The organism is Pseudomonas sp., assembly GCF_049653025.1.
In the GTDB taxonomy this organism is placed as follows: domain Bacteria; phylum Pseudomonadota; class Gammaproteobacteria; order Pseudomonadales; family Pseudomonadaceae; genus Aquipseudomonas.
The window spans coordinates 121,678-135,197 of sequence record NZ_JBASFM010000005.1 but is presented as its reverse complement, the minus strand read 5'-3'; the positions used below and the strand labels follow the sequence as shown (position 1 = coordinate 135,197).

12 protein-coding genes are annotated in these 13,520 nt (G+C 63.1%); 5 read left to right on the top strand and 7 right to left on the bottom strand.

Annotated elements, in window-relative coordinates:
• The first annotated feature begins 57 nt into the window (after nt 1–57).
• Nucleotides 58–1,386, top strand: a complete 1,329-nt coding sequence (gene potE, locus WBK23_RS02545; protein WP_424482417.1) for a putrescine-ornithine antiporter — start codon at nt 58–60, stop codon at nt 1,384–1,386.
• A gap of 46 nt (nt 1,387–1,432) precedes the next feature.
• On the top strand, nt 1,433–2,341 hold the full coding sequence (locus tag WBK23_RS02540) for an amino acid ABC transporter substrate-binding protein (protein WP_424482416.1): 909 nt from the start codon (nt 1,433–1,435) through the stop codon (nt 2,339–2,341).
• Between the two features lie 223 nt (nt 2,342–2,564).
• On the opposite strand, the gene WBK23_RS02535 is transcribed toward WBK23_RS02540, so the two are convergent.
• From WBK23_RS02535 to WBK23_RS02520, 4 genes are all read right to left on the bottom strand, one after another.
• Nucleotides 2,565–3,842: an esterase/lipase family protein gene (locus WBK23_RS02535; RefSeq protein ID WP_424482415.1), complete on the bottom strand. Its 1,278-nt coding sequence runs from the start codon at nt 3,840–3,842 to the stop codon at nt 2,565–2,567.
• Between the two features lie 22 nt (nt 3,843–3,864).
• The gene (locus WBK23_RS02530) at nt 3,865–4,320 is read right to left on the bottom strand and encodes an NfeD family protein (protein WP_424482414.1); all 456 of its coding nucleotides are present in this window, start codon (nt 4,318–4,320) and stop codon (nt 3,865–3,867) included.
• A gap of 3 nt (nt 4,321–4,323) precedes the next feature.
• On the bottom strand, nt 4,324–5,244 hold the full coding sequence (locus WBK23_RS02525) for an SPFH domain-containing protein (protein ID WP_090250305.1): 921 nt from the start codon (nt 5,242–5,244) through the stop codon (nt 4,324–4,326).
• Nucleotides 5,245–5,371: 127 nt separating this feature from the next.
• Complete coding sequence (locus WBK23_RS02520) at nt 5,372–6,955, bottom strand: L,D-transpeptidase family protein (RefSeq protein ID WP_424482413.1); 1,584 nt, start codon at nt 6,953–6,955, stop codon at nt 5,372–5,374.
• Nucleotides 6,956–7,213: 258 nt separating this feature from the next.
• On the opposite strand from WBK23_RS02520, the gene WBK23_RS02515 reads away from it, so the two are divergent.
• Nucleotides 7,214–7,933, top strand: a complete 720-nt coding sequence (locus tag WBK23_RS02515) for a murein L,D-transpeptidase catalytic domain family protein (protein WP_424482412.1) — start codon at nt 7,214–7,216, stop codon at nt 7,931–7,933.
• A gap of 16 nt (nt 7,934–7,949) precedes the next feature.
• Here the strand turns inward: WBK23_RS02515 and WBK23_RS02510 are convergent, their stop codons facing one another.
• Both WBK23_RS02510 and rpiA read right to left on the bottom strand, forming a co-directional pair.
• Entirely contained in the window at nt 7,950–9,734 is a 1,785-nt protein-coding gene (locus tag WBK23_RS02510; protein ID WP_424482411.1) for a GspE/PulE family protein, read from the bottom strand.
• Nucleotides 9,735–9,866: 132 nt separating this feature from the next.
• A complete protein-coding gene (gene rpiA, locus WBK23_RS02505; protein WP_424482410.1) occupies nt 9,867–10,541 on the bottom strand; it encodes a ribose-5-phosphate isomerase RpiA in 675 nt (224 codons plus the stop codon).
• 287 nt (nt 10,542–10,828) lie between these two features.
• Here rpiA and ilvA point away from each other — a divergent pair, with 287 nt between their 5' ends.
• Complete coding sequence (gene ilvA, locus WBK23_RS02500; RefSeq protein ID WP_424482409.1) at nt 10,829–12,343, top strand: threonine ammonia-lyase, biosynthetic; 1,515 nt, start codon at nt 10,829–10,831, stop codon at nt 12,341–12,343.
• A 17-nt stretch (nt 12,344–12,360) separates the two neighbouring features.
• Nucleotides 12,361–12,801 (top strand): DUF2269 family protein, encoded by a 441-nt coding sequence (locus WBK23_RS02495; RefSeq protein ID WP_424482408.1) that lies wholly within the window; start codon nt 12,361–12,363, stop codon nt 12,799–12,801.
• Between the two features lie 59 nt (nt 12,802–12,860).
• Here WBK23_RS02495 and WBK23_RS02490 read toward each other — a convergent pair whose 3' ends face one another.
• Complete coding sequence (locus WBK23_RS02490) at nt 12,861–13,514, bottom strand: HAD family hydrolase (RefSeq protein ID WP_424482407.1); 654 nt, start codon at nt 13,512–13,514, stop codon at nt 12,861–12,863.
• Nucleotides 13,515–13,520: the final 6 nt, after the last annotated feature.

Here is a 13,520-nt window from a genome sequence, read left to right as displayed (position 1 = left end):
CGGCAGGTTGTACTCCGCCGGGCGAGGCTGTGGTTTAAACCGAGCAAGGAGAGGTCGATGGCTGAGTCAAGCAAGAAGATGAGCCTGATGGGGCTCACCACACTGGTGTCGGTCAACATGATGGGTTCCGGCATCATCATGTTGCCGTCGAACATGGCCCAGCTGGGGGCCGTATCGCTGCTGTCATGGATCATCACCGCAGTCGGCTCCATGGCCATCGCCTATTGCTTCGCCCAGTGCGGTATCTATGGCCCGCGTACGGGCGGTATGTCGGCCTATACCGAGGAGGCGCACGGCAAGTCGGCGTTCTTCCTCTGCTCGTTCCTCTACTTCCTGTCGCTGGCGATCGGCAACGTGGCCATCGGCATTTCCGCGGTGGGTTACCTGACGCCGTTCTTCCCCTGGCTGGGCAGCGGTGCCATTCCGCTGTTCATCGGCACGGTGGGGCTGCTCTGGCTGACCACCTTTGCCAACTTCGGCGGGCCGAGCATCACCGGCAAGATCGGTGCGATCACCGTCTGGGGGGTGATCATTCCAGTGGCGGGGCTCTGCGTAATCGGCTGGTTCTGGTTCGATCCTGCGGTATTGAAGGATGCCTGGAACCCGCACAACCTGAAGATCAGCGATGCCGTCGCGCAGAGTATTCCGCTGACCCTGTGGGCCTTCCTCGGCATGGAGTCGGCCGCGCAGGCCTCCGATGCGGTGGAGGATCCCAAGCGCAATGTGCCGCTGGCCTGCCTGTTCGGCACCCTCGGCGCGGCGGTGGTCTACGTGCTGTCGACCACGGTGATCCAGGGCATCGTGCCGAACGCCGAGCTGGCCAACTCCAGCGCGCCGTTCGCTTTTGTCTACGCGCAGATGTTCAACCCCTTCGTCGGCAACATCATCATGGCGTTGGCGGTGATGGCCTGCATCGGCTCGCTGCTCGGCTGGCAGTTCACCCTGGCGCAGACCGCCAAGATGACCGCGGACCAGGGGCTGTTCCCGAAACTGTTCAGCAAGGTCAGTGCGATGAATGCGCCGATCATTGGCATGATCGTCTGCGGCGTGCTGCAGACGTTACTGGCCCTGTCGACCATCTCGCCGAATGCTAGTGCGCAGTTCAGCAAGCTGGTCAACCTGGCAGTGGTGACCAACTTGATCCCCTATGTCACAGCACTTTCCGGCCTGCTGGTGATCATGCACAAGGCCCAGGTCAGCCCAGCGATTTTCAGCCGCAACGTGGTGGCCCTGATGGTGGCGATGGCGTATTCGTTCTACGCCCTCTACGCCTCCGGCAAGGATGCGGTGTTCGGCGCGATGATTGTGCTCGCCGTCGGCTACCTGCTCTACGGCTTTATCGCCAAGAACTTTGTCGATAAGCAGCCTGTGTCCGGACGGGCCTAGGCGTGTCTTCAGGATTGCCAAGACATCTGAATGTGGGGAACAGGATATGAACATGCAACTGCCCAAATCCGTACACCTGCTGCTCGCCTGCCTGGTTCTGTTGCCAGGGCTGGCGAGCGCCAGCTCCAGCACCCTGGAGCGCGTGCGCAGCAGCAATACTTTCACCCTCGGTTATCTGCCGGACATGGCACCGTTTAGCAGCCAGCAAGGCGACAAGCCCGTCGGCTATGCCATGGCGCTGTGCCAGAAGATCGCCGAGCGAGTCCAGACCGAGCTGGGTCTGAGTGACTTGCAGGTGCGTTACCAGGCACTTGAGGATGCCGAGAGCATCTCCGCAGTCAGCTCGGGCAAGGTCGACATGCTCTGCACGCCAACCCCGGAGACGCTGGAGCAGCGCAAATCGGTCAGCTTCTCGTTGCCGGTCTACACCGCCGGCCTGGCGGCGCTGGTACGCGACGATGCCTCGGAAACCCTGCTCAGGGTGCTCAATGGCGAGGTGGCGCATGAAGGCCCGACCTGGCGGGCGACCATCAACCGCGGCCTGGCCAATCAAACTTTTGTGGTGACCGAGGGCGGCGTCACCGAGGACTGGGTGCGTGACAAGATGCGCCTGCTGGGTGTGATCGCCACGCTGGTCACGGTCGACAATCACGAAGAGGGTGTGCAGCTGGTGGCCGAGGGCAAGGCCGATGCCTTCTTCTCCGAGCGCATCCTGCTGAAGAACTACCTGGCGAAGAACAAGGATGCCGGCGACATGATGGTGCTGGAGCGCATCTATGAGTTCGCCCCGGTAGCCATGGCGCTGCCACGTAGCGACGAAGACTTCCGCTTGCTGGTGGATACCGCGCTGAGCGAAACCTACCGCTCGGGTGATCTGGAGAAGATCTACAGCCAGTACCTGGGTGAGCCGGGTGAGATGGTCAAGATGCTGTTCAAGGTTTACGCACTGCCGTAAGAACTTGTTTACGATCTGCTGCGCGTCGGCCCTGCTGCGTTAAAAACAGGCTCGGAATGCTCATTTACAGCTCGTAAACTCCGCTTCCTCGCCTGTTTTTGCCTTGCACGGCTCTAGCTCGCGAGATCGTAAACAGGTTCTGAGGCGTGCTGTCCGACGTACAAACAATCAGGCCGCCTACGGGCGGCCTGATTGTTTGTGCCGGTGATAACCGCCGGATGGCTTACTCGGCTGCCGCTTTGCAGCCCTCGGTCGGCAGACTGTCCAGCGCGCGCTCAAGCAGTGCAGTGCTGCGGGCATTGTTCAGGATGCTGGTATGGGTTTCGTCGAGCAGATACAGCCGCTCGGCTTCATCCTGGGCGGCGGCGCGCAGTTCGCTGGCCAATGGCACCACGCCGTCGTTGGGTTCGGCCAGCATGCGCGTGTTGCCGCCGTAGCTGACCAGCAGCCATTGACGCATATGCGTGGGCAACGGCGTGGCGAACAGGCTTTGCAGGTAGCTGCTGCCCGGTGCCATGTCGCGCCACACCGGAATATCCAGCGGCACATCCGCCCCACTGGCCGCCGAGGGATGGCCATCCCAGGGCGTCGACAGGGTGATAAACAGGCAGAGTTTCTGGCCGTCGTCTGCGCTCAACAATTGCACGGCGCGCCGGGCCACCAGGCCGCCCATGCTGTGGGCGAACACATGCATGCGTCGCGGGGCATGGCGCAGCTGCAGATCGCGCATGCCGACACTGAGCATATAGGCGCTGTTGTTCAGTGGCAGGCCACTGGGGTAGTGGAACAGCACCAGTTGGAAGCGCTGCAGGTCGAGGTTGGCGGCCAGTTCCTGCCAGACGCGCGGTGAGGAGTTGATGCCGTGCACCAGGAATATCGGCTCCTTGTCCTTATCCCAGGGCGCGAGCAGGTACAGGCCATAACCCAGCTCGCGCATAAAGGTCAGGGGTTGCCAGGCACCCAGGCGTACGTTGGCTTCGTTGAAGCGCGGGTCGTCGAAGTTGACCGGCTGCAGGTAGTTGCGTTGCAGGCGCGGCTGTTCGCGGTAGAGCAGTGCAAGGCTGAGGTCGAGCGCTGGAGCCGGCTGCAGGTCGGTGGTGGCGAGGCGCAGTGGATTGAGCCGGCCCAGGCGCGCCCGTTCTTCCGGCTCCGGTTGCACACTGATTGGCGCGCCCTGGGCCTTGGGTAGCCAGTGACGGGGCTCGTCGTGATCGAGGATAAAGTTGCCGTTGCGATCATCGAAGGCCAGCAACTGGTAGCTGGCTGGCGCTTCGGTGAAATAGAAAATTTCGCCGGGGGCGGCGATGCGGTAGTTGACCAGCTTGCCCTGTGCGTCGAGCAGGGTGACCAGTGCGCTGCGCCCGGAGTCCGAGGCTTGCAGCTGGCCGGCGATCAGCAGCAGCTCCTGGCGTGCCTGCTGCATTTCCTTATCCAGCTTGAGCAAGCTGCAGCCGCTGCTGGCCAGCAGCAGAATGGCCAGTGATATCCGTATTCCAGTCATCCTGCTACCTCACAGATAGGTCCTAGTTGGCCGGTTCTGCTTCAACCTTTAGCAGCACGCCGTCCTGGCCGATCACGCGCACCTGCGTACCGACGGGCAGGTCGGCCCCGATCACCAGCCACAGGCTGTCGCCGGCCTTGATCTTGCCGCGTCCGCCGCTGATGGCTTCATGCAGGACGAAGGTGCGCCCAAGCAATTCGCTGCCGCGCTGGTTCAACCCCGGTTGATCGGAGGGTTTTGCCGAACTGCGCTGGCGTTGCCACCAGAACACTGCGGTCAGCACCGAGAGCAGGCCGAACAGGATGAACTGCACGGCCCAGGGCAGCTCGGGGAAGACGAAGGTCAGCAGGCCGACGCTGGCGGCGGCCAGGCCGATCCACAGCAGATAGCCGCCGGCACCGAACACTTCGAGGATCAGCAACAGGGTGCCGAAGGCCAGCCAGTTCCAGTACGACAGGTGCTGTAAAAAGTCCCACATGGCTTAACCCTTCTTCTCACCGAAGGTGGCTTTGACGATTTCGCTGATGCCGCCGACCGCACCGATCACCTGGCTGGCTTCCAGTGGCATGAGGATGACCTTGCTGTTGTTGGCACTGGCCAGTTGGCCGAGGGCTTCGATGTATTTCTGCGCGACGAAGTAGTTGACCGCCTGCACGTTACCCTGGGCGATGGCTTCGGACACCATGCGGGTGGCTTCGGCTTCCGCCTGGGCGGCACGCTCGCGGGCTTCGGCTTCGAGGAACGCGGCCTGGCGCTGGCCTTCGGCCTTGAGGATATCGCCCTGCTTCTGCCCTTCGGCGGTAAGAATCGCGGCGGCGCGCAGGCCTTCGGCTTCGAGAATCTGCGCACGCTTGATCCGTTCGGCTTTCATCTGCCCGGACATGGCGGCCATCAGGTCGGCGGGCGGGCTGATGTCCTTGATCTCGATGCGGGTGATCTTGATGCCCCAGGGTGCGGTGGCTTCATCGACGGTGCGCAGCAGCTTCTCGTTGATCGCGTCGCGCTGGCCGAGCATGGCGTCCAGCTCCATGGAACCGAGCACGGTGCGGATATTGGTCATCACCAGGTTGCGGATGGCGTGCTCGAGGTTGTTCACCTCGTAGGCGGCCTGGGCCGAATTGATGATCTGGAAGAAGCAGATGGCGTCGATCTGCACCGTGGCGTTATCGGCGGTGATCACTTCCTGCGGTGGAATATCCAGCACGTTTTCCATCACGTTGAGCTTGCGGCCGACCTTGTCCATCACCGGCACGATGATGTTCAGGCCCGGCTTGAGGGTGTTGGTGTAGCGGCCGAAGCGCTCGACCGTCCATTCGAAACCCTGCGGCACGACCTTGAAGCCCATAAAGACGATGGCGACCGCGAGGCCGACGAAGAGAAAAATGACACTGCCGATTTCCATGTGGTGGAGCTCCTTGAATGATTGGGGTCTGGTAAATGGACGGTTCAGGTATCTAAGCACAGTTGGCCTTGGGGCCGCTGTCGATGGCGTTGCAGACTGCGCCGATCAACGGTCATGGACGAGCCGTTCAGGGCGATCGTGCGGCCAGGGCCTGGATCAGTTTGGCATCCCAGCCATAGATGTCGGGTAGGTAGCGCAGCTGGCCGCTGGCGCTGGCTTCGACTGTCCAGTAGGCAATTAGCAGGGGCGCGGGGCGTGGCAGGCGGTATTGCTGGGTGTCGCCACTGCCGATGCGTGCATGTACGTCCTCCAGTTGCTCCACAGGCAAAAGCCAGGCGAGCAGGCTGTCGACCGCCTCGATCCTGACACAGCCGGAGCTGAAGGGCCGCGGTGCCTTGCTGAACAGCTGCTGGCTTGGCGTGTCGTGCAGGTAGACCGCGAACGGATTGGCGAAGCGCAGCGCGACCCGGCCGAGCGGGTTATGGCTGCCGGCCGACTGACGCAGCTTGATCGCGCCGGGGTTGTCCCAGTCGACGGTCTGCGGGTCGAGTGGCTGGCCGTCCCGGTCGAACACGCTGAATTGGTGGCGGGCGAGGTAGTCGGGGTCGTCGCGGATTTCCGGCAGCTTGTCCTCGCGCAGGATGGTCGGTGGCACGGTCCAGGTCGGGTTGAGCGTCAGCCGCTCGATGCGCGAGGCCAGTAGCGGGGTCTGCCGTTCCGGGCGGCCGACCTGGGTACGGGTGCGCCAGACCTCCTGGCCGTGCTGCGCAACCATCAGCTCGGCGGCGGCCACGTTGATCAGCACCTCGGCGCTGGCCATGTCATCGGCCAGCCAGCGCAGGCGTTCGAGGTTGGCACGCAACTGCTCGCGGCGTGCCAGCGCGCCGAGGTTCAGCTCGTTGAGGCTGGCCGGGCCGAGCATGCCGTCGGGGTTGAGTCCGTGATCGCTCTGGAAGGCCTGCAGGGCGGCGAGGGTCGCCGAGTCGAATTGCGTGCCTGAGTCGTCTGCCGGTGCGCTCAGATAACCCTCGGCCTGCAGCCGTGCGCGCAAGGCCGGCAGGCGCTCATCCTTGCCCTGTGGGCGCAGCAGCGGCCCCCCGGGCAGCGCCGCCCAGTCGCCCAGCGTCTGCTGCCGTCGTTGTGCATAGGCCTGGCGCAACTGCTGATAGGGCAGTGTTGTCGGGCGGGCGCTGGCGAATGCTTGGGCGGGGTTGTGCAGGTGCAGCAAGGCCAGCGACAAAGTGGCCAGCTGCAGGTCGGGCTGGGTCAGCTCCGGCGCGCGCCAGAGCGGCTCCAGGCGTTGCTGCGAGACGCGGCCGCGGCGCAGGTGGAGCAAGGCCTGCAGGTAGCTGTGGCTGGTCAGCAGGTCGGCGCAGTCGTGGCGTTCGACCTGCACCTTGGCCACCAGGGGCAATGGGTATTCGTTGGGGAACAGGCCATCGTCGGCCAGCTGTTCGATCTGCGCGTGCAGCTGCAACAGTTGCGCGCTGTCCTGCCAGGCGGGCTGACCGCTACGCTGGGCATAGAAGCCCAGCAGGAGCTGCCGGGCGTTTTCGTCTAGGCTTGCAGGTAAGGGCGCGCATTGCTCGTTGAGCTGTTCGAGTAGCGGCAGCAGGTCGGTGCTGGTGGCGAACAGCGAGGGGCTGGCATTCGCGACCAGTGGCAAGGTGAGCAGGGCGGCGCTCAGGTAGAGTGTGCGTTTTTTGAACAATCTACTGCTCCAGTCCTTGGCCTTAGAATCTGTTCACGATGTCGCGAGCTAGAGCCATACAAGGCAAAAACAGGCGAGGAGGCGGAGTTTACGAGCTGTAAATGAGCATTCCGAGCCTGTTTTTAACGCAGTAGGGTCGACGCGCAGCAGATCGTGAGTAGGTTCTAAAAGCGGGTTAGCCGCAGCCAGTATAGGCGGGTCGTTGTTGGATCTTATGACAGGATGTCCCGGGGTAGGCACCTAGAGGTAGTTACGCACATGTTTGGACGTATCGGCCGGCTCTGCCTGGCAGGCCTGTGGCTCTTATCTACGCCATTGTTGGCGGCCACTGCGCAGCAGGATGTGTTGCTGCGCGATCTCGCCCGCGTGGCTCCCGGGCTCAATCAGCAGGCGCTGCGGCATGCCTTGGCGGCGATGCAGTGCGCGCTCAATCATGGTGCCGACCCTGCGCGACGGCTGGCGGTCATTGATTACTCGCGCCCCTCCGCCGAGCGCCGCTTGTGGATCTTCGATCTGCAGCGCAAGCGCCTGTTGCTGCGTGATTTCGTCGCCCACGGGCGCGCTTCCGGGGAGCACATCGCCGCACGCTTCTCCAATCGTCTGGGCAGCCACCAGACCAGTCTGGGACTGTTCCGCACCGCCGAGAGCTACCGTGGCAAGCATGGCTATTCGTTACGCATGGATGGCCTGGAACCGGGGCTGAATGATCTGGCCCGCGAGCGGGCCATCGTCATCCACGGTGCGGACTATGTCAGCCCGCGCCTGGTGCGCAGCCATGGGCGTATCGGGCGTAGTCTGGGTTGCCCGGCGGTGCGCCCGGAAGTAGCGCGCATGGTGGTTGATCAGCTCAAAGGCGGGCAGTTTCTGTTTGCCTGGCATCCCGATAAGCGCTGGTTGCAGGCGTCTACCTACCTGGATTGCAAGCCGCAGCGGGTGGCAAACATCCCCGCCCGCCAGCAGCGTTTGCCTCGCAGTTGAGACTCGCGGACTAAGGCTATTTTTGTTCGCTCTGGGGCGTCACTCGTAGTACTTCTTCGATGGTGGTCAGGCCGGCCGCGACTTTCTGTGCGCCGGACAGGCGCAGGCTGCGCATGCCTTCCTTGAACGCATGCCGGCGCAGGGCGATCAGGTCGGTGTCGGCGGTGATCAGCGGCTTGATGCCGTCGTTCAGCTGCATGATCTCGTACACCCCGGCGCGGCCGCGGTAACCAGTGTCGCGGCACTCCAGGCAGCCGACGGCCTTGTGCGCGCCGGTCGGGGGCGGTGAGCTCCAGGGCTTGGTCAGTGCTTGCCAGTCTTCGTCGACAATCTCCACCGGCACCTTGCAGTGCGGGCACAGGGTGCGCACCAGGCGCTGCGCCATGACCCCGAGCAGGGTGGCCTTGAGTAAGTAGTGCGGCACACCCAGTTCCAGCAGGCGGGTAATGGCGCTGGGGGCGTCGTTGGTGTGCAGGGTCGATAGCACCAGGTGCCCGGTCAGCGCCGCCTGGATCGCCATTTCGGCGGTTTCCAGGTCGCGGATTTCGCCGACCATGATGATGTCCGGGTCCTGGCGCATCAGCGCGCGCACGCCACTGGCGAAGGTCAGGTCGATATTGCTCTGCACCTGCATCTGGTTGAAGGCCGGTTCGATCATCTCGATCGGGTCTTCGATGGTGCACAGGTTGACCTCGCTGGTCGCCAGCTGCTTCAGCGTGGTGTACAGCGTGGTGGTCTTGCCCGAGCCGGTCGGGCCGGTGACCAGGATGATGCCGTTGGGCTGCGACGTCATGCTCTGCCAGCGCTTCAGGTCATCGGGAGAAAAGCCCAATTTATCGAAGCTTTTCAGCAGCACTTCCGGGTCGAAGATCCGCATCACCATCTTCTCGCCGAAGGCAGTGGGCAGGGTCGACAAACGCAGCTCCACTTCGCCGCCGTCCGGGGTCTTGGTCTTGACCCGGCCGTCCTGTGGTTTACGTTTTTCCGCGACGTTCATCCGCCCCAGGCTTTTCAGGCGACTGACGATGGCCATGGTGACTTGGGGAGGGAATTGGTAGACGGTGTGCAGCACGCCATCGATGCGAAAGCGCACGCTGCCCTGCTCGCGACGCGGTTCGATATGGATATCACTGGCGCGCTGGGTAAAGGCGTATTGGAACAGCCAGTCGACGATATTGACGATATGCGCGTCGTTGGCGTCCGGCTCCTGATCCTGGGCTCCGAGGTTGAGCAGCTGTTCGAAGTTGCCGGCCCCGCTGATCTTCATGTCGCCGGTCGAGGCCCCGCTAACCGACTTGGCCAGGCGGTAGAACTCCACGGTGAAACGCTGGATATCCGCCGGGCTGGCCACCACGCGCTTGATCGGGCGCTTGAGCACGTGGATCAGGTTGGCTTCCCAGCTGTTGACCAGCGGCTGGCTGCTGGCGATGGTCACGCTGTCGTTGTCCACGGCCACGGCGAGGATCTTGTGGCGCTGGGCGAAGGCGTAGGACATCAGCGGGGTCACGGCGGCAACATTGATCTTCAGCGGATCGATGCGCAGGAAGGGCTGGCCGCATTGCTCTGCCAGCCAACTGGTCAGGCCTTCCAGATCCAGCTTTTTGCCGGGCCTTTTCAGGTCGTCGAGTTGCTGGGCGGCGAGAAACTCCAGCGGGTGCTGCTGGTTGTTTACCGCGCTGCGGCGGATCGCCAGGCATTGCTCGGCATTGTCCTGATTGGTCCGGCCCTGGGCGACCAGCTCACGCAGCAGGTCGCCAAGGTCAAGCTGGCGATCTTGGGCGGACGAGGCGAATGCGGACATAGAACTCCCTGACGATCCTGATAACGGTTTAACGACCTGCTAAGCAATGCCGGCAGCATGACGCCTAGGGCGCGGACTGTCTGCCGACTTGATCCATTTTTGCACAGCCGCCGGTTCTTGCCGCCCCAGGCGTCAGGCGCGCTTGAGCGTCTTCACGCCCTCGCCGGTGCCGAGCAGCAGCAGGTCGGCCGGGCGTGCGGCGAACAGACCGTTGGTGACCACGCCGACGATGGCGTTGATCTGGCTTTCCAGCTCGGCCGGGTTGGTGACCGACAGGTTGAACACGTCGAGGATGATATTGCCGTTATCGGTCACCACGCCTTCGCGGTACACCGGGTCGCCACCGAGCTTGACCAGCTGGCGGGCGACATGGCTGCGCGCCATGGGAATCACTTCCACCGGCAGCGGGAAGGCACCCAGTACCGGCACCAGCTTGCTGGCGTCGGCGATGCAGATAAAGGTCCGCGCCACGGCGGCGACGATTTTTTCGCGGGTCAGGGCCGCGCCGCCGCCCTTGATCAGGTTGAGGTGTTCGTCACTCTCGTCGGCACCGTCGACATAGAACTCCAGGTCGCTGACCGTATTCAGCTCGTACACCGGAATGCCATGGCCCTTGAGGCGTGCGGCGGTGGCTTCGGAGCTGGCGACTGCGCCGTCGAATTCCATCTTGTGCGTGGCCAGAGCGTCGATAAAGCAGTTGGCGGTGGAGCCGGTGCCGACTCCGATCACACTCTTGGCGTCGAGTTTGGGAAGAATAAAGTCGACGGCAGCCTGGGCGACGGCTTGCTTGAGTTGATCCTGGTTCATCATGGGGCCTGGCGTGGGAGTGAGGAAAGGCGCGAATTATAGCGCGGCTGGGCTGGCGACGTTAAAACCCTGCCTGTCAGGCCGCGTGAGAGCGTAGCGAGCGAAGGTCAGGCAAGGAAAAAACAGGCGAGGAAGCGGAGTGTACTTTTGTACATGAGCATTCCGAGTCTGTTTTTAACGCCGCATCACCGAGCGCAGCAGCTCTCGCGTGGTCTGCTTGTGTGGTCGATCGGCGCAACGCTGGGGTAGACTCGCGAACTCCCTGAAAAGCCGCCTGCGATCACGCCATGCTCGAACAGTACGTCAAGAAGATCCTCACCTCGCGCGTCTATGACGTGGCGGTGGAAACTCCGCTGCAAGCTGCCAACCAGCTTTCCGAGCGGCTGGGCAACCAGATTCTGCTCAAGCGCGAAGACCTGCAGCCGGTGTACTCGTTCAAGATTCGCGGCGCCTACAACAAACTGGCGCAGCTCTCCGCTGAGGAGCAGGCGCGCGGCGTGGTCACCGCCTCCGCCGGTAATCATGCCCAGGGCCTGGCGCTGGCGGCCAAGGTGCTGGGCGTTAAAGCCACCATCGTGATGCCCAAGACCACCCCGGAGATCAAGGTGCAAGGCGTACGTTCGCGGGGCGGCAAGGTGGTGCTGCATGGCGACAGCTTCCCCGAAGCGCTGGCCTATTCGCTGAAACTGGTCGACGAGAAGGGCTACATCTATATCCACCCCTACGACGATCCGCACACCATCGCCGGCCAGGGCACCGTGGCCATGGAAATCCTTCGCCAGCAGCCGGGCAAGCTCGACGCGATCTTCGTGCCGGTGGGCGGCGGAGGCCTGATCGCCGGTATCGCGGCCTATGTGAAATACCTGCGCCCGGAGATCAAGATCATCGGCGTTGAGCCGGACGACTCCAACTGCCTGCAGGCCGCCATGGCCGCTGGCGAGCGCGTGGTATTGCCGCAGGTTGGGCTGTTTGCCGATGGTGTGGCCGTGGCGCAGATCGGCCAGCACACCTTTGATGTGTGCAAGGACTATGTCGACGAGGTGATCACCGTCAGCACCGACGAGATCTGCGCGGCGATCAAGGACATCTACGACGACACCCGCTCGATCACCGAGCCGGCCGGCGCACTGAGCGTGGCCGGGATCAAGAAATACGTGGAGCGCGAAGGCTGCAGCGGCCAGGTATTGGTCGGTATCGACTCGGGGGCCAACGTCAACTTCGACCGCCTGCGCCATGTTGCCGAGCGCGCCGAGTTGGGCGAGAAGCGCGAAGCCATTATTGCCGTGACCATCCCCGAGCAGCCGGGCAGCTTCAAGGCGTTCTGCGAGGCCATCGGTAAGCGGCAGATCACCGAGTTCAATTACCGCTACCACGAAGATAAGGAGGCGCACATCTTCGTCGGCGTGCAGACCCACCCGGAAAGCGATCCGCGTGCGGCGCTGGTGCAGGGCCTGCGTGAGCAGGGTTTCCCGGTGCTGGACCTGACCGATAATGAGCTGGCCAAACTGCATATCCGCCATATGGTCGGCGGTCATGCGGCGGCGGTGCCGGATGAGTGCGTCTACCGCTTCGAGTTTCCCGAGCGGCCGGGCGCGCTGTTCAACTTTCTGCAGAAACTCGGCGGGCGCTGGAATATCTCGATGTTCCACTACCGCAACCACGGCGCTGCCGATGGTCGCGTGGTGGCGGGGCTGCAAGTGCCGCAAGCAGAGCGCCATCTGGTGCCGGCGGCGTTGGAGGCGATCGGCTATCCCTATTGGGATGAGAGCGATAACCCGGCGTACAAACTCTTTTTAGGCTAATCGGCAGGAGCTGATCGATGGAACATTACCAACTGCTGAAAATTCTCCACAGTGCACCGGGCGTGCTGTTGCTGCTGGGCGTATTGGCTCATGTATTTATGCTGTGGAAGGCCGTGCGCGGCGGCGATGGCAGCGTGCTGCAACGCAAGCTCAAGCGCACCCGGCTGATCAGCCTGCCGGTGTTCGGCTTGCTGGCATTGAGCCTGCCGGTCAGTGGCTGGTGGCTGGTCAATCTGGCGGGTTTCCCGCTGGGGCAGACTTGGCTGCTGGCCAGCAGCGTGCTGTTCGGCGTGCTGGTGCTGTTCGGCCTGCTGCTCAATGGTCGTTTGGCGGCCTGGCAGGCCTTGGGCGACAGCCCTGCGCCGGCCAAGTTACTGCGCTTCTGCGCGGCATACACCGGGCTGATCGGGTTGCTGTTGCTGGTGATCATGGGGCTGATGGGTGCCAAACCGGCCTGATCAGTTTCTAAGCAAAGTCCCAAATAAAAACGCCGCCTGATCAGGCGGCGTTTTTGTTATCAGCGCAGGGAAATGATTGGCCAGCCACGCTTCTCGGCTTCGGCACGCAGCTTCGGGTCGGGGTCGACGGCGTACGGGCGGGTCACCTGCTCCAGCAGCGGCAGGTCATTCAGCGAGTCGCTGTAGAAGCAGCTGTCGTCCAGGCTCAAACCGGTCTCGCCGAGCCAGCGGTTAAGGCGGGTGACCTTGCCTTCCTTGAAGCACGGCACGTCAGTGGTGCGCCCGGTGTAGCGGCCGTCGGCCATTTCGCATTCGGTGGCCAGCAGGGTGTCGACGCCCAGGCGCGCGGCAATCGGCGCGGTAACAAAACGGTTAGTGGCGGTGATGATCAGCAGCTTGTCGCCGGCCGCGCGGTGTTCGGCCAGCAGCGCTTCGCCCTTGGCGAGGATGATCGGCTCGACGCAATCGCGCATAAATTCGCGGTGCCACTGCTCCAGTTGAGCCATTTCCGTGCGGCCGAGAATCTCCAGGCTGAAATTCAGGTAGTCGGTGATGTTCAGGCGGCCAGCCAGGTAGTCCTGATAGAAGGCGTCGTTGCGCGCCTTGTAGGCGATGCCGTCGAGGATGCCGCGCTCACACAGGTAGTCGCCCCAGGCGTGATCGCTGTCGCCGCCGAGCAGGGTGTTGTCGAGATCGAATAAAGCCAAACGCACGGGAGC

Excerpts from the sequence above, each read along its gene's own strand:
- potE (WP_424482417.1), top strand. The coding sequence starts at position 58 with ATGGCTGAGTCAAGCAAGAAGATGAGCCTGATGGGGCTCACCACACTG.
- WBK23_RS02540 (WP_424482416.1), top strand. The coding sequence starts at position 1,433 with ATGAACATGCAACTGCCCAAATCCGTACACCTGCTGCTCGCCTGCCTG.
- WBK23_RS02535 (WP_424482415.1), bottom strand. The coding sequence starts at position 3,842 with ATGACTGGAATACGGATATCACTGGCCATTCTGCTGCTGGCCAGCAGC.
- WBK23_RS02530 (WP_424482414.1), bottom strand. The coding sequence starts at position 4,320 with ATGTGGGACTTTTTACAGCACCTGTCGTACTGGAACTGGCTGGCCTTC.
- WBK23_RS02525 (WP_090250305.1), bottom strand. The coding sequence starts at position 5,244 with ATGGAAATCGGCAGTGTCATTTTTCTCTTCGTCGGCCTCGCGGTCGCC.
- WBK23_RS02515 (WP_424482412.1), top strand. The coding sequence starts at position 7,214 with ATGTTTGGACGTATCGGCCGGCTCTGCCTGGCAGGCCTGTGGCTCTTA.
- WBK23_RS02510 (WP_424482411.1), bottom strand. The coding sequence starts at position 9,734 with ATGTCCGCATTCGCCTCGTCCGCCCAAGATCGCCAGCTTGACCTTGGC.
- rpiA (WP_424482410.1), bottom strand. The coding sequence starts at position 10,541 with ATGAACCAGGATCAACTCAAGCAAGCCGTCGCCCAGGCTGCCGTCGAC.
- ilvA (WP_424482409.1), top strand. The coding sequence starts at position 10,829 with ATGCTCGAACAGTACGTCAAGAAGATCCTCACCTCGCGCGTCTATGAC.
- WBK23_RS02495 (WP_424482408.1), top strand. The coding sequence starts at position 12,361 with ATGGAACATTACCAACTGCTGAAAATTCTCCACAGTGCACCGGGCGTG.